A 22,979-nucleotide genomic window follows, 5' to 3' on the forward strand; every position below is an offset into this window, starting at 1 on the left:
GATGGCTTCACGTCCGGCATCGCTACATAAGCCCTGAAGTATACCAGCAAATAGATCCTCCTGGCGCATCTGTTCATAAAAGCCAGATTTGTGATTCCGATCACACTTGTTAAGTCCTATACTTAATTGCTATCAAAAAATTAACAAACTTAAAGAGTACTTTTTATGGCGGAAACAAAAGTTCAACATTCACGGTTACTCGTGAAGCTAACAGCGCTGTTCGCAGCCCTGTGCGGGCTCTACCTGTTAATAGGTGGAGTCTGGCTGGTAGCCATTGGTGGTTCCTGGTACTACCCCATTGCTGGCGTAGTCATGTTAGGTGTCGCCCTGATGTTATGGCGCAGTAAACAATCAGCACTGTGGCTTTATGCCGCCTTACTGCTTGCCACGATGATCTGGGGCGTCTGGGAGGTCGGCTTTGACTTCTGGGCTCTGACCCCGCGCAGCGATATCCTGGTCTTCTTCGGTATCTGGCTGATCCTGCCCTTCGTCTGGCGTCGCCTGTTCGTGCGCTCCGGCGGTGCCGTTACCGCGCTGGTCGTGGCGCTGCTGATCAGCGGCGGGATCCTGACCTGGGCTGGCTTTAACGATCCGCAGGAGGTGAAAGGCACGCTGAATGCCGACGCCACCCCTGCCGCACCGATTTCCGAAGTGGCAAATGCCGACTGGCCTGCCTATGGTCGTAATCAGGAAGGCCAACGCTACTCCCCGCTGAAGCAGATCAATGCCGATAACGTGCATAAGCTGAAAGAGGCCTGGGTATTCCGTACCGGCGACCTGAAGCAACCCAACGATCCGGGCGAACTGACCAACGAAGTGACGCCGATTAAAGTGGGCAACATGCTTTACCTCTGTACGGCTCACCAGCGTCTGTTCGCGCTGGATGCGGCCACCGGTAAAGAGAAGTGGCACTTCGATCCGCAGCTGAAGACCAATAACTCGTTCCAGCACGTGACCTGCCGTGGTGTCTCTTACCACGAAGCACGCGCTGATAACGCCAGTCCGGAAGTGATCGCCGACTGTCCGCGCCGCATTATGCTGCCGGTCAACGACGGTCGTCTGTTTGCCATCAACGCCGAAACCGGCAAGCTGTGCGAAACCTTTGCCAACAAAGGCGTGCTGAATCTGCAGACCAACATGCCGGATCAGACTCCGGGTCTGTATGAGCCAACCTCGCCGCCAATCATCACTGACAGAACCATCGTGATTGCCGGTTCGGTAACGGATAACTTCTCCGTGCGCGAAACCTCCGGCGTTATCCGCGGTTTTGACGTCAACACCGGTAAACTGCTGTGGGCCTTTGATCCGGGCGCGAAAGATCCAAACGCCATCCCGTCGGATGAACACACCTTTACCTTCAACTCGCCGAACTCCTGGGCACCAGCGGCCTATGACGCGAAGCTGGACCTGGTCTACCTGCCGATGGGCGTGACCACACCAGATATCTGGGGTGGTAACCGTACGCCGGAACAGGAACGTTATGCCAGCTCTGTCCTGGCGCTGAACGCAACCACCGGTAAACTGGCGTGGAGCTACCAGACCGTTCATCACGATCTGTGGGATATGGATATGCCGTCCCAGCCGACGCTGGCGGACATCAACGTTAACGGCCAGACCGTACCGGTGATCTACGCCCCGGCGAAAACCGGCAATATCTTCGTGCTGGATCGTCGTAACGGCCAATTGGTCGTGCCGGCGCCGGAAAAACCGGTTCCGCAGGGCGCAGCGAAAGGCGACTACGTCACCAAAACCCAGCCGTTCTCGGATCTGAGCTTCCGTCCGAAGAAAGACCTCAGTGGGGCAGACATGTGGGGCGCCACGATGTTTGACCAGCTGGTGTGTCGCGTGATGTTCCACCAGATGCGCTATGAAGGCATCTTCACACCACCGTCCGAGCAGGGCACACTGGTCTTCCCGGGTAACCTGGGGATGTTCGAATGGGGCGGTATCTCCGTGGATCCGAACCGTCAGGTGGCGATTGCCAACCCGATGGCGCTGCCGTTTGTCTCGAAGCTGATCCCACGCGGTCCGGGCAACCCAATGGAGCAGCCGAAAGACGCGCAGGGTACCGGTACCGAATCCGGTATTCAGCCGCAGTACGGCGTGCCGTACGGCGTGACGCTGAACCCGTTCCTCTCTCCGTTTGGCCTGCCGTGTAAACAGCCTGCCTGGGGTTATATCTCCGCGCTGGATCTGAAAACCAATCAGGTCGTATGGAAAAAACGTATTGGTACGCCACAGGACAGCATGCCGTTCCCGATGCCGATCCCGGTGCCGTTCAATATGGGTATGCCGATGCTGGGTGGCCCAATCTCCACCGCCGGTAACGTGCTGTTTATTGGTGCAACTGCCGATAACTACCTGCGCGCGTACAACATGAGCAACGGTGAGAAACTGTGGCAGGGTCGTCTGCCAGCCGGTGGACAAGCCACGCCAATGACCTATGAGGCCAATGGTAAGCAGTTTGTGGTGATCTCCGCAGGTGGTCACGGTTCGTTTGGCACGAAGATGGGCGACTATATTGTTGCCTACGCGTTGCCTGACGAGAAATAAAAGCAAAACGGCAACGAAAGTTGCCGTTTTTAGAACTGTAGGCCGGGTAAGGCGTAGGCGCCACCCGGCTTTTTTACACCGTAAATCCGAGCATCATCCCCGTATCTTCATGCTCTAACAGATGGCAGTGCGCCATATAGGCATACTCTTTCGGCGCGTCATGATCGAACTTCACTAATACCTCGCTCACCCCGCCCTCAACGCGCACCGTATCCTTCCAGCCCGCGCGATGCACCGCAGGCGCTTTACCGTTTTCCGTCAGGATGCGGAACTGGGTGCCGTGAATATGGAACGGATGCAGCATCATGTCCCCTTCCCCCGAGATCGTCCAACGCTCATACCGCCCTTTCGCGGCCGCGAACTGCGGCGTGTGCATATCGAAGGCTTTGCCGTTAATTCGGTTGCCGTTACGGAAGTCGAACCCATGCATGCTGTGATCCATCCCGCCCATATTGCCATGATCCATCTGGCCGTGATCCATCCCCGCCATGGCCTGATGGCCGTACTTCTTCATTAAGGCCTGCATGCCCATCATGTCGAGCATCGGATCCATCGACAGCTGCAGTTTCCGCTGGGTCAGCCCCTCCAGCGACGGCAGAGCCGGCATGCTGGTCAACGTATCCGGCAACTCGCCGGAAGCCGTCACCAGCAGCGGCTGAATGCGCAACACCGGCTGCGGCTTATCGAACGGCGCCACCGCCATTCCCATCTGGCTGACCGGCAGGGTCATAAGGTCAAACGCCTTACCGTCGCTGATATCCACCAGCACCTCAAAACGCTCGCCCATCAGCATCGGCAGCTCGGTCACTTTCACCGGCTCAGCCAGTAGCCCTCCGTCGCTGGCGACCACGTACAGCGGGCGTTTATCGCTGGCGGCAAAGTTAAGCGAGCGCGCATTACAACCGTTGAGCAGGCGCAGGCGTAGCCAGCCTTTCGGGGCATTATGCTGCGGGTAGATCGCGCCGTTGGTCAGCAGCGTATCGCCAAACCAGCCCACCGCGGCGCTCATCACATCCAGCTGATAGTCAATCTGCCCGTCAGCGGCGAACTTTTTGTCCTGGACGATCACCGGCACATCGTCGATGCCCCACTGCTTTGGCAGGCGCAGCAGGCGGCTTTCGTCATCCTCAATCAGCACCAGCCCGGCGAGCCCCATCGCCACCTGATGCCCGGTTTTTCCGTGCTGATGAGGATGGAACCAGCAGGTCGCCGCCCGCTGCTCCGGGGTGAAGGTCACCGTTCTCTGGCCGCCGGGTTTGATGATGCCGTGCGGGCCCCCGTCCACCTCGCCCGGCACTTCCAGACCATGCCAGTGGACGGTGGTCTCTTCATTAAGGGTGTTGTGAATATTAACGGTTAACGCTTTTCCCTTGCGTAGCTGAATGGCCGGGCCCAGCAGATTGCCGTTGTAGCCCCAGGTGGTGGCGTTGTGCGGTCCGAAGGTCGTTTTGCCCGCCTGCACCACCAGCTTCACCTGATTACGCGCATCGGGGGTGAGTAAATTGGGGATTGGCAGAACGGGATGCTCAGCGGCAAAAGCAGCTCGGCTCCACAGCGGTAACGCACTGGCGACACCCAGTGCGGCAGAATATTTTAAAAAATCACGGCGTTGCATGTTCATCTCCTTATTCGCAGCAGGCGATGCCATGAGCATAAACCCTCCCCTTGCCGGAAGGTCAAGAAAAGCGGAAATAATAAAGATCGTCGCACCGGCGGGAAGTGTGCTAACGTTGAATTTCCGTGACGTATTGGTAGAAGCAATGAAGACGTTTTTCCGAACAATCCTGTTCAGCACCCTGATGATAAGTTGCGCAAACAGCTATGCGCTGAGTGAAAATGAAGCCGAAGACATGGCGGATTTAACGGCGGTGTTTGTATTTCTGAAAAACGACTGTGGCTACCAGAATTTACCTAACGGTCAGATTCGTCGCGCGCTGGTCTTCTTTGCTCAGCAGAACCAGTGGGATCTGAGCAACTACGACAGTTTCGATATGAAAACCCTCGGTGAAGACAGCTACCGCGATCTCAGCGGCATCGGCATTCCCACGGCAAAAAAATGTAAAGCCCTGGCTCGCGACTCGCTGAGCCTGCTCGCCTACGTTAAGTAACTCCCCTCCCGATGCCCTTTTGCTGAATTGATGACCGTGCAACCACGGTCATTGTTAGCTATGATGTTTCGCCCGTTTTAACCGGGTGTTAACAAAGGAGGTATCATCCCATGGCCGAAAAGACATTGTGGCACGAAACGCTGCATGACCAGTTTGGACAGTACTTTGCCATTGATAACGTGCTCTATCACGAGAAAACCGATCATCAGGATCTGATCATTTTCGAAAACGCGGCCTTTGGCCGGGTGATGGCGCTCGATGGTGTGGTGCAAACCACCGAGCGTGATGAATTCATTTATCACGAGATGATGACCCATGTACCATTGCTGGCCCACGGCAATGCGAAACATGTGCTGATCATCGGCGGCGGCGACGGCGCTATGCTGCGTGAAGTGTCCCGCCACAAAACGATTGAAAGCATCACCATGGTAGAGATTGACGCCGGTGTGGTCTCCTTCTGCCGCCAGTATCTGCCCAATCACAATGCCGGAAGCTACGACGATCCGCGCTTCACGCTTGTGATCGACGACGGCGTCAATTTTGTTAACCAGACGACGCAAACCTTCGATGTGATCATCTCCGACTGCACCGATCCGATTGGGCCGGGTGAGAGCCTGTTTACCTCTGCGTTCTATGAGGGCTGCAAACGCTGTCTGAACCCCGGCGGCGTCTTTGTCGCCCAGAACGGCGTCTGCTTCCTGCAGCAGGATGAGGCCCTCGACAGCCACCGTAAGCTGAGCCATTACTTTACCGACGTGAGCTTCTATCAGGCGGCGATCCCGACCTACTACGGCGGCGTGATGACCTTTGCCTGGGCGACGGATAATGAAGCCCTGCGTCATCTCTCTACCGGCATTATTCAGGCGCGCTTCCAGCACGCCAATCTGACCTGCCGTTATTACAACCCGGCCGTCCATACCGCAGCCTTTGCTTTGCCGCAATATTTGCAAGACGCTCTGAGGGGGTGAATGAATTGAAAAAGCTGAAACTGCATGGCTTTAACAACCTGACCAAAAGCCTGAGTTTTTGTATTTACGATATCTGCTATGTGAAAACGGCGGAAGAGCGCGATGGTTATATCGCCTATATCGATGAACTCTATAACGCCAACCGACTGACCGAGATCCTGTCAGAAACCTGCTCTATTATCGGCGCCAATATCCTGAACATCGCCCGTCAGGATTATGAGCCCCAGGGTGCCAGCGTCACTATTCTGGTCAGCGAAGAGCCGGTTGACCCCACGCTTATCGATAACACCGAGCACCCGGGCCCACTGCCGGAAGCGGTGGTGGCCCATCTCGATAAGAGCCATATCTGCGTGCACACTTACCCGGAGAGTCACCCGGAAGGCGGGCTATGTACTTTCCGTGCCGATATTGAAGTGTCGACCTGCGGTGTGATTTCGCCCCTCAACGCGCTGAATTACTTAATTCATCAACTTGAGTCCGACATCGTAACCATTGATTACCGCGTGCGCGGCTTTACCCGTGATATCAACGGCATGAAGCACTTTATCGATCATGAAATTAACTCGATTCAGAACTTCATGTCTGAGGACATGAAATCGCTGTATGACATGGTGGATGTGAACGTCTATCAGGAAAATATCTTCCATACCAAAATGCTGCTGAAGGAGTTCGACCTGAAGCACTATATGTTCCACACAAAGCCGGAAGATTTAAGCGAAGACGAGCGCAAGGTCATTACCGATCTGCTGTGGAAAGAGATGCGCGAAATTTACTACGGCCGCAACATTACGACCGTATAAGATGCGTCCGGAGCAGGGAGGCTCCGGATATTACTTCTGTTTCATGAAATCGCGGTAGGCCGCCACCACCTGAAGAAAGTCTTCCACGCCGCACAGCGACAGGCTCTCTTCATCGTAGTAGTTCATCCCCTCTTCCATCTCGTCACCGGAAAACTCCAGCAGGTTGGCGCGCACCATCACCTCTTCGCCATCCATCCACAGCGTGTATTCATGCCCGGTGCGTTGCCAGGATCGTTCACTGCCTTTAATCGCGCGCGCAGCCTGTTCCACTTCATCGAGCAGGCTCAGGTTCTCTTTCACTTCCTCATTGAACCAGTGACCGACCACCTCGTGGCCCATCGACATACGCACTTTCACCACCCCGGTGATATCACGCAGAAATTCGTAATCCATAGTATTTTCCTCTGCAAAGCCCTTGAAGTAATTATCGCAGCACAGGGGAAGAAAAAAAGCGGAACGCGTGGAAGGAATGAAAATAAAAAACCCACCGCGGTTGCGATGGGTCTTGTAGGCCCGGTAAGCGTAGCGCCACCGGGCATTCAGACGGGTGCGGTGATTATACTGCTGTCTGGAAGATCACCCCGTCAGCCTTCTCGGTGTACTGAGAGAGCTGATCGAAGTTCAGATAGCGATAGGTATCTACCGCGGTCTTATCTACCTGCGCCACAAAGGTCTGGTACTCTTCCGGCGTTGGCAGCTTGCCAATCAGCGCCGCAACTGCCGCCAGCTCCGCAGAGGCCAGGTAGACGTTTGCACCGGTACCTAAACGGTTCGGGAAGTTACGGGTTGAGGTGGAAACCACAGTCGCACCGTCAGCCACGCGCGCCTGGTTGCCCATACACAGGGAACAGCCAGGGATTTCGATACGCGCCCCGCTCTTACCGAACACGCTGTAGTAGCCCTCTTCGGTCAGCTGAGCCGCGTCCATACGGGTTGGCGGTGCCACCCACAGACGGGTCGGCAGCTGGCCTTTGTGGGTATCCAGCAGTTTACCGGCAGCACGGAAGTGACCGATGTTGGTCATACAGGAACCGATGAACACTTCGTCGATCTTGTCGCCCTGGACGTCAGAGAGCAGACGCGCGTCGTCTGGATCGTTCGGTGCACACAGGATTGGCTCTTTGATGTCGGCCAGATCGATGTCGATAACCGCCGCGTATTCTGCGTCAGCATCGGCTTCCAGCAGCTGTGGATCCGCCAGCCATTTCTCCATGCCCTGAATACGACGCTCCAGGGTACGACGGTCGCCGTAGCCTTCAGCGATCATCCACTTCAGCAGCACGATGTTGGAGGTCAGGTACTCTTCGATTGGCGCCTGGTTCAGCTTGATGGTACAGCCCGCAGCGGAACGCTCAGCGGAGGCATCGGTCAGTTCGAACGCCTGCTCCACTTTCAGATCCGGCAGACCTTCAATCTCGAGGATGCGGCCAGAGAAGATGTTTTTCTTACCTTTCTTCTCAACGGTCAGCAGGCCCTGTTTGATGGCATACAGCGGAATGGCATGAACCAGGTCGCGCAGGGTGATGCCCGGCTGCATTTTACCTTTGAAACGCACCAGTACGGATTCCGGCATGTCCAGCGGCATCACGCCGGTTGCAGCGGCAAAGGCCACCAGACCAGAGCCCGCCGGGAAGGAGATCCCAATCGGGAAACGGGTGTGGGAGTCACCACCGGTACCGACGGTATCCGGCAGCAGCATGCGGTTCAGCCAGGAGTGGATCACGCCGTCGCCTGGACGCAGGGAGACACCGCCACGGTTCATAATGAAGTCCGGCAGCGTGTGGTGCGTGGTAACGTCAACCGGCTTCGGATAGGCCGCGGTGTGGCAGAAGGACTGCATCACCAGGTCAGAGGAGAAGCCCAGGCACGCCAGGTCTTTCAGTTCGTCACGGGTCATTGGACCGGTGGTATCCTGAGAGCCCACGGAGGTCATCTTCGGCTCGCAGTAAGCACCCGGACGGATACCGGCTACGCCGCATGCGCGACCCACCATTTTTTGCGCCAGAGAGTAACCACGGTTGCTTTCCGCAACGTCTTTCGCCTGACGGAATACGTCGCTGTGCGGCAGACCCAGCGCTTCACGCGCCTTGGTGGTCAGGCCGCGACCGATGATCAGCGGGATACGGCCACCGGCACGCACTTCGTCGATCAGCACGTCGGTTTTCAGCTCAAAGCTTGCCAGCAGTTCGTTGGTTTCGTGGTTGCGCACTTCGCCTTTGAACGGGTACACGTCAATCACGTCGCCCATGTTCAGGTTATTCACGTCAACTTCGATTGGCAGTGCGCCAGCATCTTCCATGGTGTTGAAGAAGATAGGGGCAATTTTGCCGCCGAGGCACAGACCGCCGCCGCGCTTGTTCGGCACGTGAGGGATGTCATCGCCCATAAACCACAGCACGGAGTTGGTCGCGGATTTACGGGAAGAACCGGTACCGACGACGTCACCGACGTAGGCCAGCGGGAAACCTTTCTGCTGCAGCGCTTCGATCTGCTTGATCGGGCCTACGGCACCCGGCTGATCCGGCTCAATGCCTTCACGGGCGTTTTTCAGCATCGCCAGGGCGTGCAGTGGGATATCCGGGCGTGACCAGGCATCCGGCGCCGGAGAGAGGTCATCGGTGTTGGTTTCGCCGGTCACCTTGAAGACGGTGACGGTCATTTTTTCCGCCAGCGCAGGGCGGCTCAGGAACCATTCAGCGTCAGCCCAGGACTGCATGACCTGCTTCGCGTAGGTATTGCCCGCTTTCGCTTTCTCTTCGACGTCATAGAAGTTATCGAACATCAGCAGCGTATGGGACAGGGCTTTGGCGGCAATCGGCGCCAGCGTATCGCTGTCCAGCGCATCAATCAGCGGATGAATGTTATAACCACCCTGCATGGTGCCGAGCAGTTCAATCGCTTTTTCAGGGGTAACCAGTGGGGAGGTTGCGTCGCCTTTGGCAATCGCAGCAAGGAAACCGGCTTTGACGTAGGCGGCTTCATCGACGCCTGGCGGTACACGGTTGATCAACAGATCTAACAGGAATTCTTCTTCGCCTTGTGGCGGATTCTTCAGCAGCTCGACGAGCCCAGCCATCTGGGTAGCATCTAAGGGTTTCGGTACAATCCCCTCGGCGGCACGTTCTGCTACGTGCTTACGGTATTCTTCTAGCACGACGGTTCTCCTCGCTCTCATTGTCATATGCGGCCGGCGTTCTCTTCACGCTCCTGTGAGACAGCAGTTTGTAGGGTAAATGCCCGATACCGCGTCGGGCAGCATAGCAGGATTTTCACACAGTGTTAATCCGTTTACAAAAAAGCAACATTAAATTGTTTGCTGAATCGTTAAGCATGGTATAGCGGCGAGGCGGGAAGAATTTTCTCCGCAAAAAAGCAGCTTGCGAGTGTCTTTTGAAACCCCAACGGATTCTGCGTCATCGGATATAATCTGTGTAATAACTGCTCACACTCTTTTCCCGACTCTATAAAACGGTTCCCTGTTTAAGTCAAAAAAGGATTACCCGGCGGCCTATACTCGCGTCAACGCCTTACGGCCTCGCTCTCGTCGGAGTCTTATTATGAAGTTGCCCCTTAAGCCACATCTGCTTGCTCTCCTGTGTAGCGCCGGGCTGTTAGCCGCCTCAGGCGTTGTCTACGTTAATAGCCGCGCACCGGATACCCTCACTCAGCCACCGCCACCCGTACAGCCCGCGCCGACAGCGCAAACCGCCCCGGCGGCTGTACCTCAGGTGCCGGTGGCCTACACCGCAGCGCAAATCGATCAGTGGGTTGCCCCGGTTGCCCTCTACCCGGACGCGCTGCTGTCGCAAGTGTTGATGGCCGCCACCTATCCGGCGAATGTGATCCAGGCGGCCCAGTGGTCGCGGGATAATCCCCGCATGCAGGGGGATGCGGCGGTGCAGGCCGTCGCGGGGCAGCCCTGGGATCCGAGCGTGAAATCGCTGGTCGCCTTCCCGCAGCTGATGTCGCTGATGGGGGAAAATCCGCCCTGGGTGCAGAATCTCGGCGACGCGTTTCTTGCCCAGCCGAAGGATGTGATGGACTCCGTTCAGCGCTTACGCCTGCTGGCGCAGCAGACCGGCGCGCTGCAGTCCACGCCGCAGCAGACGGTGACGACGGTGGCGAAAACCGAACCACCAAAAGCCTCTGCTTCGACCTCAACCTCAACGTCGACATCATCTCCTGCCCCGACGGTCATCAAGATTGAATCCGCCGATCCGCAGGTAGTGTACGTCCCGACCTACAACCCCAGCACGGTTTACGGCACCTGGCCGAACACCAGTTACCCACCGGTCTATCTGCCGCCGCCTCCGGGGGAGCAGTTCACCGACAGCCTGGTCAAAGGGCTGGGCTTCAGCCTCGGGGTCGCCACGACCTACGCCATCTTCAGCAATATCGACTGGGATGACGATGATGACTGGGATCACGACCATCATGGGGGCGATCACCACGGTGGCTATTCGCGTAATGGCGATAACAACATCAACATCAACGTGGATAACTTCAATAAAATCAGTGGCGCGCGACTGGATGCCAACCGCGGCTGGCAGCACAACCCGGCCTATCGCGGCGGCGTGTCCTACGCCACCAGCCAGCTGAATAACCGCTATCCGCAGAACAACACCGCCGTGCGCCGGACCGCCAATACCAGCCTCAGGGCCACAACGCCGCAAAGTACGGTTAATCGCGACGCCCAGCGCCAGGCGGCAATGACCCAGATGGAGCGTTCAACGGGCAAAAATCTGTCCCAGACGGCGCGTCCGGCCACCCGTGACGGGCAGCGTCAGGCGGCAAACCAGCAGCTGAACCAGATCTCCCGGCGCGATAACTACCGGGGATACGACAGCGATCGCCCGCATACCGCAAAACGGGAAAGCAATACCCAGCGTACGGCGACACGTCATGAGACCGCCCGCAAGACGCAGCCGCAACAGCGCAGCGAGCAGACCCGGCAGCGGGCAACGCAGACGCACCAGCGGGCCAACGCCCTCAGCGGCAACGACAGCCGCTCGGCCAACTGGCAGGCGCAGCAGCAGCGTGGGATGCAGAGCCGTCAGCAGTCGGCCCGCAATCTGGAACAGCGCAGCGGCGGCAGAGCCCAGATGTCTGAACGCCGGGGCGGCGGTGAACACCGTGAACTACGTCATCGTTAAGGGAGACGACAATGAAAAGTAAATTACTTAGCGCAATGATGCTGTTCATGGTATCGACCGGCGTCTTTGCCCAACAGCATTTCAGCACGCCCGAACAGGCAACCGATGCGCTGGCGAAGGCGATTAACGAGCAGAACGACAAAGAGCTCGGCAACCTGCTCGGCGAGGACTGGCGCACCTTTTTACCGTCCGATGGCGTTGACCCGGAAGCGGTGGATCGCTTTAAGCGCGACTGGCAGGTGAACCATCACACGGTGATCGACGGCGACATGGCCTGGCTCACCGTGGGCGAGTACCACTGGCAGCTGCCAATCCCGGTGGTGAAACGCGCCGAGGGCTGGCAGTTCGATATGCAGGAAGCCAAAGAGGAGATCCTCAACCGCGAAGTGGGCCGCAACGAGCTGGCCGCCATCGAGGCGCTGCACGCTTACGTGGATGCGCAGGAGAGCTATTACGCCCTCACCACCCAGTATGCGCAGAAAATTGTCAGCAGCGAGGGTAAAAAAGACGGGCTCTACTGGCCGGTGAAACCCGGTGAAACGCCCAGCCCGCTCGGCCCGGCCTTCAGCCCGAAAGAGCCGGGTCAGGGGTATCACGGCTACCATTTCCGCATCCTGCCGGACAGCAAATCAGGCTTTGCGATGATCGCCTGGCCGGTGAGCTACGGCGAGACCGGAGTGATGAGCTTTATGATTAACGGCGACGATCGGGTGTGGCAGGCCAATCTGGGCGAGAAGTCAGCGGAGGAAGCGAAAGCGATGCCGACCTTTAACCCGGGCGATGGCTGGCAACTGGTGGCGCAGTAGGTTTTGCAGGATAAAAAAAAGCGGCTCGAGAGCCGCTTTTTTCATGCCGGAAGAAAATTACTTCTTCTTCGCTTTCGCGTTTGGCAGGTCGGTGATGCTGCCTTCGAACACTTCTGCCGCCAGGCCAACAGACTCGTGCAGAGTCGGGTGAGCGTGGATGGTCAGCGCGATGTCTTCAGCGTCACAGCCCATTTCGATCGCCAGACCGATCTCACCCAGCAGCTCGCCGCCGTTGGTGCCGACAATCGCACCACCGATCACACGGTGAGTCTCTTTGTCGAAGATCAGTTTGGTCATACCGTCTGCGCAGTCGGAAGCGATAGCACGGCCAGAAGCAGCCCACGGGAAGGTGGCGGTTTCGTAGCTGATGCCTTTCTCTTTCGCTTCTTTCTCGGTCAGACCCACCCAGGCAACTTCTGGCTCGGTGTAAGCGATAGATGGGATCACTTTCGGATCGAAGTAGTGCTTCATGCCGGCAATAACTTCTGCGGCAACGTGGCCTTCGTGAACACCTTTGTGCGCCAGCATTGGCTGACCGACGATATCGCCGATAGCAAAGATGTGCGGCACGTTGGTGCGCAGCTGCTTGTCAACGCGGATGAAGCCACGGTCGTCAACTTCCACGCCCGCTGCGCCTGCTTCCAGGTTTTTACCGTTCGGCACACGGCCGATAGCCACCAGCACGGCGTCGTAACGCTGTGGCTCGGATGGGGCTTTTTTGCCTTCCATGGAAACGTAAATACCGTCTTCTTTCGCTTCAACGGCAGTCACTTTGGTTTCCAGCATCAGGTTGAACTTCTTGCTGATGCGTTTGGTGAAGACTTTAACGATGTCTTTGTCAGCAGCCGGGATAACCTGGTCAAACATTTCAACCACGTCAATCTGTGAACCCAGCGCATGGTATACGGTGCCCATTTCCAGACCGATGATACCGCCACCCATAACCAGCAGGCGTTCAGGAACGGTTTTCAGCTCCAGCGCATCGGTGGAGTCCCACACGCGTGGATCTTCATGTGGAATGAATGGCAGTTCGATCGGACGGGAGCCCGCCGCGATGATCGCGTTGTCGAAGTTGATCACGGTTTTGCCGTTTTCGCCTTCCACTTCCAGGGTGTTTGCCCCGGTAAATTTACCCAGACCGTTTACCACTTTCACTTTACGGCCTTTGGCCATACCGGCCAGACCGCCGGTCAGCTGAGTGATAACTTTCTCTTTCCAGGTACGAATCTTGTCGATATCGGTTTTCGGCTCGCCGAAGACGATACCGTGTTCAGCCAGCGCTTTGGCTTCTTCGATAACTTTGGCTACGTGCAGCAGCGCTTTAGAAGGGATACAGCCGACGTTCAGACAAACACCACCGAGGGTGTTGTAACGTTCTACGATGACGGTTTCCAGACCTAAATCCGCTGCACGGAATGCTGCGGAATAACCTGCCGGGCCTGCCCCAAGTACTACGACCTGAGTTTTGATTTCTGTGCTCATCATGACCTCTTAATTTATACCCGTCGTCCACCGGGTCGTTCTATCCGCTCGCATTTTACAAAATTGTTAACAATTTTGAAACAACAAACGGCTCACGAATTTTTGCTTTCGCCAATAAACTCACGAACTGCATGAGATTACCAGAAAAAAGCCGGCCGTCAGGCCGGCTCTTCGATTACATCACCAGGCGGCGAATGTCGCTCAGGGTGTTGTTGATGATGGTAATGAAGCGCGCACCATCAGCACCGTCGATCACGCGGTGGTCGAAGGAGAGAGAAATCGGCATCATCAGACGCGGCATAAACTCTTTACCATTCCACACCGGCTCCATCGCAGACTTGGAGACACCGAGGATCGCCACTTCCGGCGCGTTCACGATCGGCGCGAAGTGGGTGGTGCCCAGGCCGCCGATGCTGGAGATAGTGAAGCAGCCGCCCTGCATTTCGCCGGCAGTCAGCTTACCATCACGCGCTTTCTTGGAGATCACGGTCAGTTCACGGGACAGCTCAGTGATGCTCTTCTTGTTCACGTCTTTGAAGACCGGAACAACCAGACCATTTGGCGTATCAACCGCAACACCGATGTTGATGTATTTCTTCAGCGTCAGCTTCTGGCCGTCTTCGGACAGGGAGCTGTTGAAGCGTGGCATCTGCTCAAGCGCCGCAGCAACAGCTTTCATGATGAAGACCACTGGGGTGAATTTCACGTCCAGTTTACGCTTCTCAGCTTCGGCGTTCTGCTGTTTACGGAACGCTTCCAGATCGGTGATATCAGTTTTATCGAAGTGAGTAACATGCGGGATCATCACCCAGTTACGGCTCAGGTTCGCACCAGAGATCTTCTGGATACGGCCCAGTTCCACTTCTTCGATTTCGCCGAACTTGCTGAAGTCCACTTTCGGCCATGGCAGCATGCCCGGGATACCGCCACCGGTGGCTGCAGCAGGTGCAGCTTCGGCGCGTTTCACCGCGTCTTTCACGTAAGCCTGAACGTCTTCGCGCAGGATACGACCTTTCCGGCCGGTGCCTTTCACTTTCGCCAGGTTTACACCAAATTCGCGCGCCAGGCGACGAATCAGCGGAGTCGCGTGGACGTAAGCGTCATTTTCAGCGAACTCAGATTTGCCTTCCGCTTTCGCAGCTGGTGCCGCAGGTTTAGCAGCCTGAGCCGGTGCAGCAGCAGGTGCCGGAGCGGCAGCGGCAGCCGGAGCCGCAGCAGGCGCAGCGCCTTCCACTTCGAAGACCATAATCAGGGAGCCGGTAGACACTTTGTCGCCGGTGCTGATTTTGATCTCTTTAACGGTACCCGCGAACGGCGCAGGCACTTCCATAGAAGCTTTGTCGCCTTCAACGGTGATCAGTGACTGTTCAGCAGCGACTTTGTCGCCCACTTTCACCATCACTTCGGTCACTTCAACTTCGTCACCGCCGATGTCCGGTACGTTAACGTCTTTCGCACCGCCAGCCGCAGCTGGAGCAGCAGCCGGTGCCGGAGCAGCAGCCTGAGCCGGGGCAGTAGCAGGCGCTGCGCCTGCCACTTCGAAGACCATGATCAGGGAGCCGGTAGACACTTTGTCGCCGGTGTTGATCTTGATCTCTTTAACGGTACCCGCGAACGGCGCCGGGACTTCCATAGAGGCTTTGTCGCCTTCTACGGTGATCAGAGACTGCTCGGCCGCAACGGTATCGCCTACTTTCACCAGGATCTCAGTGACTTCAACTTCGTCACCGCCGATGTCAGGCACGTTGACTTCTTTCGCGCTCGCGGCAGCTGCTGGAGCAGCGGCGGCCGGAGCGGCTTCTTTCTTCTCTTCCTGCGCAGGTGCAGCAGCTGCTGCACCGTCGGCGGAATCGAAAATCATGATCAGTTTGCCAGTCTCGGTTTTATCGCCAACAGAGACTTTGATCTCTTTAACGATGCCAGCCTGTGGAGACGGGACTTCCATAGAGGCTTTGTCGCCTTCTACGGTGATCAGCGACTGTTCAGCTTCAACTTTGTCGCCTGGTTTGACCAGGATCTCGGTGATTTCAACTTCATCAGCCCCGATGTCCGGTACATTGATTTCGATAGCCATTATTCTTTTACCTCTTACGCCAGACGCGGGTTAACTTTTTCTGCATCGATGTTGAATTTGGTAATTGCATCCGCAACCACTTTCTTATCGATTTCGCCACGTTTAGCCAGTTCGCCCAGTGCTGCTACAACCACGTAAGAAGCATCAACTTCGAAGTGGTGACGCAGGTTTTCGCGGCTGTCTGAACGACCGAAGCCGTCAGTACCCAGAACGCGATAGTCATCAGCTGGTACGTAAGTACGAACCTGCTCAGCGAACAGTTTCATATAGTCAGTAGAAGCCACCGCTGGCGCGTCGTTCATCACCTGAGCGATGTACGGAACGCGTGGGGTTTCCATTGGGTGCAGCATGTTCCAGCGCTCACAATCCTGGCCATCACGTGCCAGTTCGGTGAAGGAGGTTACGCTGTAAACGTCAGAACCTACGCCGTAGTCGTTCGCCAGGATCTGTGCTGCTTCACGGACGTGACGCAGGATAGAGCCGGAGCCCAGCAGCTGAACTTTACCTTTGCTACCTGCAACGGTTTCGAGTTTGTAGATACCTTTACGGATACCTTCCTCGGCACCTGCTGGCATGGCCGGCATGTGGTAGTTTTCGTTCAGGGTGGTGATGTAGTAGTAAATGTTCTCTTGCGCTTCACCGTACATACGGGTCAGACCGTCATGCATGATGACTGCCACTTCGTACGCGTACGACGGGTCGTAAGAGATACAGTTAGGGATAGTCAGAGACTGAATGTGGCTGTGACCATCTTCGTGCTGCAGACCTTCACCGTTCAGGGTCGTACGACCGGAAGTACCACCTACCAGGAAGCCGCGAGCCTGTTGGTCGCCAGCCTGCCAGCACAGGTCACCGATACGCTGGAAACCGAACATGGAGTAGTAGATGTAGAACGGGATCATCGGCAGGTTGTTAGTGCTGTAAGAGGTCGCAGCAGCCAGCCAGGATGCGCCTGCACCCAGCTCGTTGATACCTTCCTGCAGGATCTGACCTTTCTCGTCTTCTTTGTAGTATGCAACCTGCTCGCGGTCCTGCGGGGTGTACTGCTGACCGTTCGGGCTGTAGATACCGATCTGACGGAACAGACCTTCCATACCGAAGGTACGCGCTTCGTCAGCAATGATTGGAACCAGACGATCTTTGATCGACTTGTTCTTCAGCATCACGTTCAGGGCACGCACGAAGGCGATAGTGGTGGAGATCTCTTTGTTCTGCTCTTCCAGCAGCTGAGAGAAGTCTTCCAGCGCTGGCAGTTCCAGTTTCTCAGTGAAGTTCACCTGACGGGACGGCAGGTAGCCGTTCAGTTTCTGACGCTGAGCGTGCAGATAGGTGTGCTCTTCGGAACCTTCAGGGAAGGTGATGTAAGAGAGGTTTTCAACCTGCTCGTCGGTCACTGGAACGTTGAAACGGTCGCGGATATAACGCACGCCGTCCATGTTCATTTTCTTAACCTGGTGCGCGATGTTTTTACCTTCGGCAGTGTCACCCATGCCATAACCTTTAACGGTATGAGCCAGGATTACAGTTGCTTTGCCTTTGGTTTCCTGCGCTTTTTTCAGTGCAGCGTAGACTTTCTTCGGATCGTGACCACCACGGTTCAGGGCCCAGATCTGATCGTCAGTCCAGTCTGCAACCAGCGCTGCGGTCTCAGGGTATTTACCGAAGAAGTGCTCACGTACGTAGGCACCGTCTTTGGATTTGAAGGTCTGGTAGTCGCCGTCAACGGTTTCCTGCATCAGCTGAAGCAGCTTACCGCTGGTGTCTTTACGCAGCAGCTCATCCCAACGACCGCCCCACATGACTTTAATCACGTTCCAGCCAGCACCTGCGAAGATGCCTTCCAGTTCGTTGATGATCTTGCCGTTACCGGTTACCGGACCATCCAGACGCTGCAGGTTACAGTTGATGATGAAGCACAGGTTGTCCAGCTTCTCACGGGTCGCGATGGTGATCGCACCTTTAGATTCTGGCTCATCCATTTCGCCGTCGCCCAGGAAGGCGTAAACGGTCTGCTGAGAGGTGTCTTTCAGACCACGGTGTTCCAGATATTTCAGGAATTTAGCCTGGTAGATCGCACCGATTGGACCCAGACCCATGGATACGGTCGGGAACTGCCAGAATTCTGGCATCAGTTTCGGGTGCGGATAAGAAGACAGGCCTTTACCGTGAACTTCCTGACGGAAGTTGTTCATCTGCTCTTCAGTCAGACGACCTTCCAGGAACGCACGTGCGTAGACGCCCGGAGAGATGTGGCCCTGGAAGTACACCAGGTCGCCGCCGTCTTTCTCGGTGCGCGCGCGGAAGAAGTGGTTGAAGCACACTTCATAAACGGTTGCAGAAGACTGGAAGGAAGCCATGTGGCCGCCCAGCTCCAGATCTTTTTTGGACGCGCGCAGAACGGTCATGATGGCGTTCCAGCGAATTGCAGAACGGATGCGGCGTTCCAGATCTAGATTGCCCGGGTATTCCGGTTCGTCTTCGACGGCAATCGTGTTTACGTAGTTATTAGCCCCTGCACCTGCAGCTACTTTCACGCCACCTTTGCGGGCTTCAGAAAGCATCTGTTCAATCAGATACTGAGCGCGCTCAACACCTTCTTCACGGATGACCGATTCGATCGCCTGTTGCCAGTCGCGAGTTTCGATCGGATCCACGTCATTTTGGAGACGTTCTGACATGGGGGTATTCCTTATCTATCTAATACGTTGATTTGTCTGGAACCTGTCCCATTGTATTCTTGGGCAAGAACACAATAAGACAGGTTCTGCGTTTAGTTGCCGCGCTCTAAAAAACTGGCGCTTAATCCTTTCGTTGCTGTATGCGGCGCAGTGAACGTTCTCTACGACTCTGTTCACGGCTGCGGTCCAGCAAGATTTCCTCAATGAAAGCCAGGTGACGGTGCGACGCTTCACGCGCCTGCTCCGGCTCCCCGGCCATTATCGCCTCGAATACACGAGTGCGATGGTTGCTGACCAGCGGGAGCATCTCCCGACGGGCATACAACAATTCAAAATTCTGACGAACGTTCTGGGCAAGCATTGGCTCCATGCAGCGTAGCAGATGGAGGAGCACCACGTTGTGGGCTGCTTCAGTGACGGCAATTTGATACTGGACGACGGCGTCGGACTCGGCGTCGAGATCGCCGGACTGTTGGGCCCGTTCAATGGCCTGATGGAGTTCGCGAATGCGTTCACGATCTTCATCATTGCTGCGCAGCGCCGCGTAATAAGCCGCGATGCCTTCCAGCGCGTGACGGGTCTCAAGCAGATCGAACTGGGATTCTGGGTGGTCGGAGAGCAGCTCCACTAACGGGTCGCTGAAACTCTGCCACAGGCTGTTTTGCACAAAGGTTCCGCCACCCTGGCGACGAAGCAGTAAGCCCTTGGCTTCGAGACGTTGGATCGCCTCACGCAGCGAGGGACGGGAAACGTCGAACTGTTTAGCCAGTTCGCGTTCAGGTGGCAGTTTTTCACCGGGGCGCAGGGTCCCCTCAAGGATCAAAAACTCCAGCTGCTGCTCAATCACATCGGATAATTTTGGTTGGCGAATTTTGCTGTAGGCCATATTCCCTGTCTTACGCCTTTTTGCCCGGAGTCAATTGGTCTTACCAATTTCATATTCGTATCGCTAAAGTAACAAAGTATTCACCTTCTGTCCATATTGGTTTTGACCGAAATCAGTAAACCCTGCTTATTTTAACAACCTTACAGAAATAACGTTTCAAAAATGTAACTCTGCACAAATGAATTGATTACTCCCAAAGAGGCAGTTTTAACTTTATCGAAACGGGGAAAAGTGCGATCTGAACCGATTTAGCGGAGCAAAAAGTGAAAAACTGCCCACTTATGGAGCATTTTTATTCTATAGGTTGATAAAGGGACTTAAACGGGACGATTTACAAATGCTTTCTTTTTATTCGAACTCGCTTTCTCCTCGCATAAAGCAGGTGCATTCGCCGTCGCTTAACACTATTCTTCCGAATACGGAAGACACATCCGGTTTTTTCAGCCAATTGAACCGTAAACTAATAAATACATGAAATGGAATTTCATAATTACACACGCCAGAGCGTGAACATAACAACCACACACGAGGTTTCATAATGGATGGTCAACAGCACGGCGATCAGCTGAAGCGCGGCCTTAAAAACCGCCATATTCAGCTTATTGCTCTCGGTGGCGCTATCGGTACCGGCCTGTTTCTGGGCAGCGCATCGGTTATTCAGTCTGCCGGTCCGGGAATTATTCTGGGTTACGCCATTGCCGGTTTTATCGCCTTTCTTATTATGCGTCAGCTGGGTGAAATGGTGGTCGAAGAGCCGGTAGCCGGTTCCTTCAGCCATTTTGCCTATAAATACTGGGGCAGCTTTGCCGGATTCGCGTCCGGCTGGAACTACTGGGTGCTGTATGTGCTGGTGGCGATGGCGGAACTGACCGCGGTCGGTAAATACGTCCAGTTCTGGTGGCCTGAGATCCCGACCTGGGTCTCCGCGGCGGTCTTCTTCGTGGTGATCAACGCCATTAACCTCACCAACGTGAAAGTGTTCGGTGAGATGGAGTTCTGGTTCGCCATTATTAAAGTTATCGCGGTTGTGGCGATGATCCTGTTTGGCGGCTGGCTGCTGTTCAGCGGCAACGGCGGTCCGCAGGCCAGCGTGAGCAACCTCTGGGATCAGGGCGGCTTCCTGCCGCACGGTATGACCGGTCTGGTCATGATGATGGCGATCATTATGTTCTCCTTCGGTGGTCTGGAGCTGGTGGGTATCACCGCCGCTGAAGCAGACAACCCGGAGCAGAGCATCCCGAAAGCGACCAACCAGGTGATCTACCGTATCCTGATCTTCTATGTGGGCTCGCTGGCCGTGCTGCTTTCCCTGCTGCCGTGGACCCGCGTCACCGCTGACACCAGCCCGTTTGTCCTGATCTTCCACGAGCTGGGCGACACCTTCGTGGCTAACGCCCTGAACGTAGTGGTACTGACCGCGGCGCTGTCGGTCTATAACAGCTGCGTTTACTGCAACAGCCGTATGCTGTTCGGCCTGGCCCAGCAGGGCAACGCCCCGAAAGCGCTGCTCAATGTCGATAAGCGTGGCGTGCCGGTTAACACCATTATCGTGTCGGCGGTTGTGACAGCGCTGTGCGTGCTGATCAACTACCTGGCACCGGAATCGGCCTTCGGCCTGCTGATGGCGCTGGTGGTTTCCGCCCTGGTAATCAACTGGGCGATGATTAGCCTGGCACACATGAAATTCCGTCGTGCGAAGCAGCAGCAGGGCGTGAAAACGCGCTTCCCTGCCCTGCTCTACCCGCTGGGTAACTGGGTCTGTCTGCTCTTCATGGCGGCGGTGCTGATTATCATGCTGATGACCCCGGGCATGGCGATTTCGGTCTACCTGATCCCGGTCTGGATTATCATCCTCGGCGTCGGCTATATGTTTAAAGAGAAAAATGCCAAAGCCGTAAAAGCGCATTAATGTTCTACCCCTCTGCGTCCCGCCGGACGCAGAGGGTTGTTACCTTCCTCACACTTTCCCGTCTACAGCCATTTTATCCATATCACCGACGTTAAACTGCAACGCATATTTTGCTTTGGTAGCGAATAATTCTCTCCATACCGTAACTCGGAGAATCGTCGATGGATAACAATAAACTGTCAGTAAAAGAAAAGATCGGCTATGGAATGGGGGATGCCGGATGCAATATCATCTTTGGCGCCATCATGTTGTTTGTTAACTATTTTTATACGGATATTTTCGGCCTGGCCCCGGCGCTGGTGGGCGTGCTGCTGCTCTCCGTACGCGTCATCGATGCCGTTACCGACCCGATTATGGGCGCCATTGCCGATCGTACCCGCAGTAAGTATGGGCGTTTTCGTCCATGGCTTTTATGGATCGCCTTCCCCTATGCGCTGTTCAGCATCCTGATGTTTACCACCCCGGACTGGACCTACAACAGCAAAGTTATCTATGCCTTTGTTACCTACTTCCTGCTCTCTCTGACCTATACGGCCATCAATATTCCTTACTGCTCGCTGGGCGGCGTGATCACCAACGATCCGAAAGAGCGCGTGGCCTGTCAGTCCTACCGCTTCGTGATGGTCGGCATCGCCACGCTGCTGCTGTCGCTGACGCTGCTGCCGATGGCCGACTGGTTCGGCGGCGAGGACAAAGCTAAAGGCTACCAGATGGCGATGACCGTGCTGGCGCTGATTGGCACCTGCATGTTCCTGTTCAGCTTCTCTACCGTGCGCGAGCGCGTGCGTCCGGCGGTGCAAACCAATGACGAACTGAAAAACGATCTGAAAGACGTGTGGAAGAACGACCAGTGGGTCCGCATTCTGCTGCTGACCCTGTGCAACGTCTGCCCGGGCTTTATCCGCATGGCGGCAACCATGTATTACGTCACCTGGGTCATGGGCCAGAGCACCCACTTCGCTACCCTGTTTATAAGCCTGGGCGTGGTGGGCATGATGCTCGGCAGCGTGCTGGCAAAAGTGCTGACCGACCGCTGGTGTAAGCTGAAGGTCTTCTTCTGGACCAACATCGCCCTGGCGATTTTCTCCTGCGCCTTCTACTTCTTCGACCCGCAAGCCACCGTGACCATTGTGGTGCTCTACTTCCTGCTGAACATCCTGCACCAGATCCCGTCTCCGCTGCACTGGTCGCTGATGGCCGACGTGGATGACTACGGCGAATGGAAAACCGGTAAACGCATCACCGGGATCAGCTTCTCCGGCAACATCTTCTTCCTCAAGCTGGGGCTGGCGATTGCCGGGGCGATGGTGGGCTTCCTGCTCTCCTGGTACGGTTACGACGCGGGTGCAAAAGCGCAAAGCGCGGACGCCATCAACGGCATCGTGCTGCTCTTTACCGTGATTCCTGGCGTCGGGTACCTCATTACCGCGGGCGTGGTTCGTCTGCTGAAGGTCGATCGCGAAACCATGAAGCAGATTCAGGAAGACCTGGAAAAACGCCGGAACAACTATCGCGAGCTGAACGATTTTCAGGAACTCAAAGCCGCTGAGACTAAATAAGGA

The 22,979-nt window shown here is 55.9% G+C and carries 15 protein-coding genes; 8 read left to right on the forward strand and 7 right to left on the reverse strand.

Features of this window, described 5'->3' with window-relative positions:
* Positions 1-165 precede the first annotated feature (165 nt).
* Positions 166-2,553: a glucose/quinate/shikimate family membrane-bound PQQ-dependent dehydrogenase gene (locus tag LRS40_RS03060; RefSeq protein ID WP_231313059.1), complete on the forward strand. Its 2,388-nt coding sequence runs from the start codon at positions 166-168 to the stop codon at positions 2,551-2,553.
* Positions 2,554-2,626: 73 nt separating this feature from the next.
* Here LRS40_RS03060 and cueO read toward each other — a convergent pair whose 3' ends face one another.
* On the reverse strand, positions 2,627-4,168 hold the full coding sequence (cueO, locus tag LRS40_RS03065) for a multicopper oxidase CueO (RefSeq protein WP_231313060.1): 1,542 nt from the start codon (positions 4,166-4,168) through the stop codon (positions 2,627-2,629).
* Positions 4,169-4,313: 145 nt separating this feature from the next.
* Between cueO and LRS40_RS03070 the strand changes: the two genes are divergently transcribed.
* The 3 genes from LRS40_RS03070 (at position 4,314) to speD (ending at position 6,429) form a co-directional block, all read left to right on the forward strand.
* A complete protein-coding gene (locus LRS40_RS03070; protein ID WP_103178301.1) occupies positions 4,314-4,661 on the forward strand; it encodes a YacC family pilotin-like protein in 348 nt (115 codons plus the stop codon).
* A gap of 110 nt (positions 4,662-4,771) precedes the next feature.
* Positions 4,772-5,629 carry a polyamine aminopropyltransferase gene (gene speE, locus LRS40_RS03075; RefSeq protein WP_231313061.1) on the forward strand — a complete coding sequence of 286 codons (858 nt, stop codon included), beginning with the start codon at positions 4,772-4,774 and terminating at the stop codon, positions 5,627-5,629.
* Between the two features lie 5 nt (positions 5,630-5,634).
* Positions 5,635-6,429, forward strand: a complete 795-nt coding sequence (gene speD / locus LRS40_RS03080) for an adenosylmethionine decarboxylase (RefSeq protein ID WP_142488262.1) — start codon at positions 5,635-5,637, stop codon at positions 6,427-6,429.
* A gap of 30 nt (positions 6,430-6,459) precedes the next feature.
* On the opposite strand, the gene yacL is transcribed toward speD, so the two are convergent.
* Positions 6,460-6,822, reverse strand: a complete 363-nt coding sequence (gene yacL / locus LRS40_RS03085; protein ID WP_231313062.1) for a protein YacL — start codon at positions 6,820-6,822, stop codon at positions 6,460-6,462.
* 163 nt (positions 6,823-6,985) lie between these two features.
* Entirely contained in the window at positions 6,986-9,583 is a 2,598-nt protein-coding gene (acnB, locus tag LRS40_RS03090) for a bifunctional aconitate hydratase 2/2-methylisocitrate dehydratase (RefSeq protein WP_142488260.1), read from the reverse strand.
* Between the two features lie 403 nt (positions 9,584-9,986).
* On the opposite strand from acnB, the gene LRS40_RS03095 reads away from it, so the two are divergent.
* Positions 9,987-11,582 (forward strand): DUF3300 domain-containing protein, encoded by a 1,596-nt coding sequence (locus LRS40_RS03095; RefSeq protein ID WP_231313063.1) that lies wholly within the window; start codon positions 9,987-9,989, stop codon positions 11,580-11,582.
* Between the two features lie 11 nt (positions 11,583-11,593).
* Positions 11,594-12,388 (forward strand): DUF2950 family protein, encoded by a 795-nt coding sequence (locus tag LRS40_RS03100; RefSeq protein WP_231313064.1) that lies wholly within the window; start codon positions 11,594-11,596, stop codon positions 12,386-12,388.
* Between the two features lie 57 nt (positions 12,389-12,445).
* Here LRS40_RS03100 and lpdA read toward each other — a convergent pair whose 3' ends face one another.
* The 4 genes from lpdA to pdhR form a co-directional block, all read right to left on the reverse strand.
* Positions 12,446-13,870, reverse strand: coding sequence for a dihydrolipoyl dehydrogenase (lpdA, locus tag LRS40_RS03105; RefSeq protein ID WP_156262921.1), 1,425 nt, complete (start codon positions 13,868-13,870; stop codon positions 12,446-12,448).
* A 175-nt stretch (positions 13,871-14,045) separates the two neighbouring features.
* A complete protein-coding gene (gene aceF, locus LRS40_RS03110; RefSeq protein WP_231313065.1) occupies positions 14,046-15,944 on the reverse strand; it encodes a pyruvate dehydrogenase complex dihydrolipoyllysine-residue acetyltransferase in 1,899 nt (632 codons plus the stop codon).
* A gap of 14 nt (positions 15,945-15,958) precedes the next feature.
* Positions 15,959-18,622, reverse strand: coding sequence for a pyruvate dehydrogenase (acetyl-transferring), homodimeric type (aceE, locus tag LRS40_RS03115; protein WP_142488255.1), 2,664 nt, complete (start codon positions 18,620-18,622; stop codon positions 15,959-15,961).
* A 121-nt stretch (positions 18,623-18,743) separates the two neighbouring features.
* On the reverse strand, positions 18,744-19,508 hold the full coding sequence (pdhR, locus tag LRS40_RS03120; protein ID WP_103947083.1) for a pyruvate dehydrogenase complex transcriptional repressor PdhR: 765 nt from the start codon (positions 19,506-19,508) through the stop codon (positions 18,744-18,746).
* Positions 19,509-20,046: 538 nt separating this feature from the next.
* Between pdhR and aroP the strand changes: the two genes are divergently transcribed.
* Positions 20,047-21,417: an aromatic amino acid transporter AroP gene (aroP, locus tag LRS40_RS03125; RefSeq protein ID WP_142488254.1), complete on the forward strand. Its 1,371-nt coding sequence runs from the start codon at positions 20,047-20,049 to the stop codon at positions 21,415-21,417.
* A gap of 161 nt (positions 21,418-21,578) precedes the next feature.
* The gene (locus LRS40_RS03130; protein WP_142488253.1) at positions 21,579-22,976 is read left to right on the forward strand and encodes a glycoside-pentoside-hexuronide (GPH):cation symporter; all 1,398 of its coding nucleotides are present in this window, start codon (positions 21,579-21,581) and stop codon (positions 22,974-22,976) included.
* The last annotated feature ends 3 nt before the right edge of the window (positions 22,977-22,979 follow it).

It is taken from the genome of Leclercia sp. G3L (assembly GCF_021117075.1).
GTDB classification, from domain to species: domain Bacteria; phylum Pseudomonadota; class Gammaproteobacteria; order Enterobacterales; family Enterobacteriaceae; genus Enterobacter; species Enterobacter adecarboxylatus_C.

What these genes read in the sequence shown, in the direction of transcription:
- cueO (WP_231313060.1), bottom strand. Translation starts at nt 4,168, where the DNA reads ATGCAACGCCGTGATTTTTTAAAATATTCTGCCGCACTGGGTGTCGCC.
- pdhR (WP_103947083.1), bottom strand. Translation starts at nt 19,508, where the DNA reads ATGGCCTACAGCAAAATTCGCCAACCAAAATTATCCGATGTGATTGAG.
- aceF (WP_231313065.1), bottom strand. Translation starts at nt 15,944, where the DNA reads ATGGCTATCGAAATCAATGTACCGGACATCGGGGCTGATGAAGTTGAA.
- LRS40_RS03100 (WP_231313064.1), top strand. Translation starts at nt 11,594, where the DNA reads ATGAAAAGTAAATTACTTAGCGCAATGATGCTGTTCATGGTATCGACC.
- speE (WP_231313061.1), top strand. Translation starts at nt 4,772, where the DNA reads ATGGCCGAAAAGACATTGTGGCACGAAACGCTGCATGACCAGTTTGGA.
- yacL (WP_231313062.1), bottom strand. Translation starts at nt 6,822, where the DNA reads ATGGATTACGAATTTCTGCGTGATATCACCGGGGTGGTGAAAGTGCGT.
- aceE (WP_142488255.1), bottom strand. Translation starts at nt 18,622, where the DNA reads ATGTCAGAACGTCTCCAAAATGACGTGGATCCGATCGAAACTCGCGAC.
- lpdA (WP_156262921.1), bottom strand. Translation starts at nt 13,870, where the DNA reads ATGAGCACAGAAATCAAAACTCAGGTCGTAGTACTTGGGGCAGGCCCG.
- LRS40_RS03070 (WP_103178301.1), top strand. Translation starts at nt 4,314, where the DNA reads ATGAAGACGTTTTTCCGAACAATCCTGTTCAGCACCCTGATGATAAGT.
- LRS40_RS03130 (WP_142488253.1), top strand. Translation starts at nt 21,579, where the DNA reads ATGGATAACAATAAACTGTCAGTAAAAGAAAAGATCGGCTATGGAATG.
- aroP (WP_142488254.1), top strand. Translation starts at nt 20,047, where the DNA reads ATGGATGGTCAACAGCACGGCGATCAGCTGAAGCGCGGCCTTAAAAAC.
- LRS40_RS03060 (WP_231313059.1), top strand. Translation starts at nt 166, where the DNA reads ATGGCGGAAACAAAAGTTCAACATTCACGGTTACTCGTGAAGCTAACA.
- LRS40_RS03095 (WP_231313063.1), top strand. Translation starts at nt 9,987, where the DNA reads ATGAAGTTGCCCCTTAAGCCACATCTGCTTGCTCTCCTGTGTAGCGCC.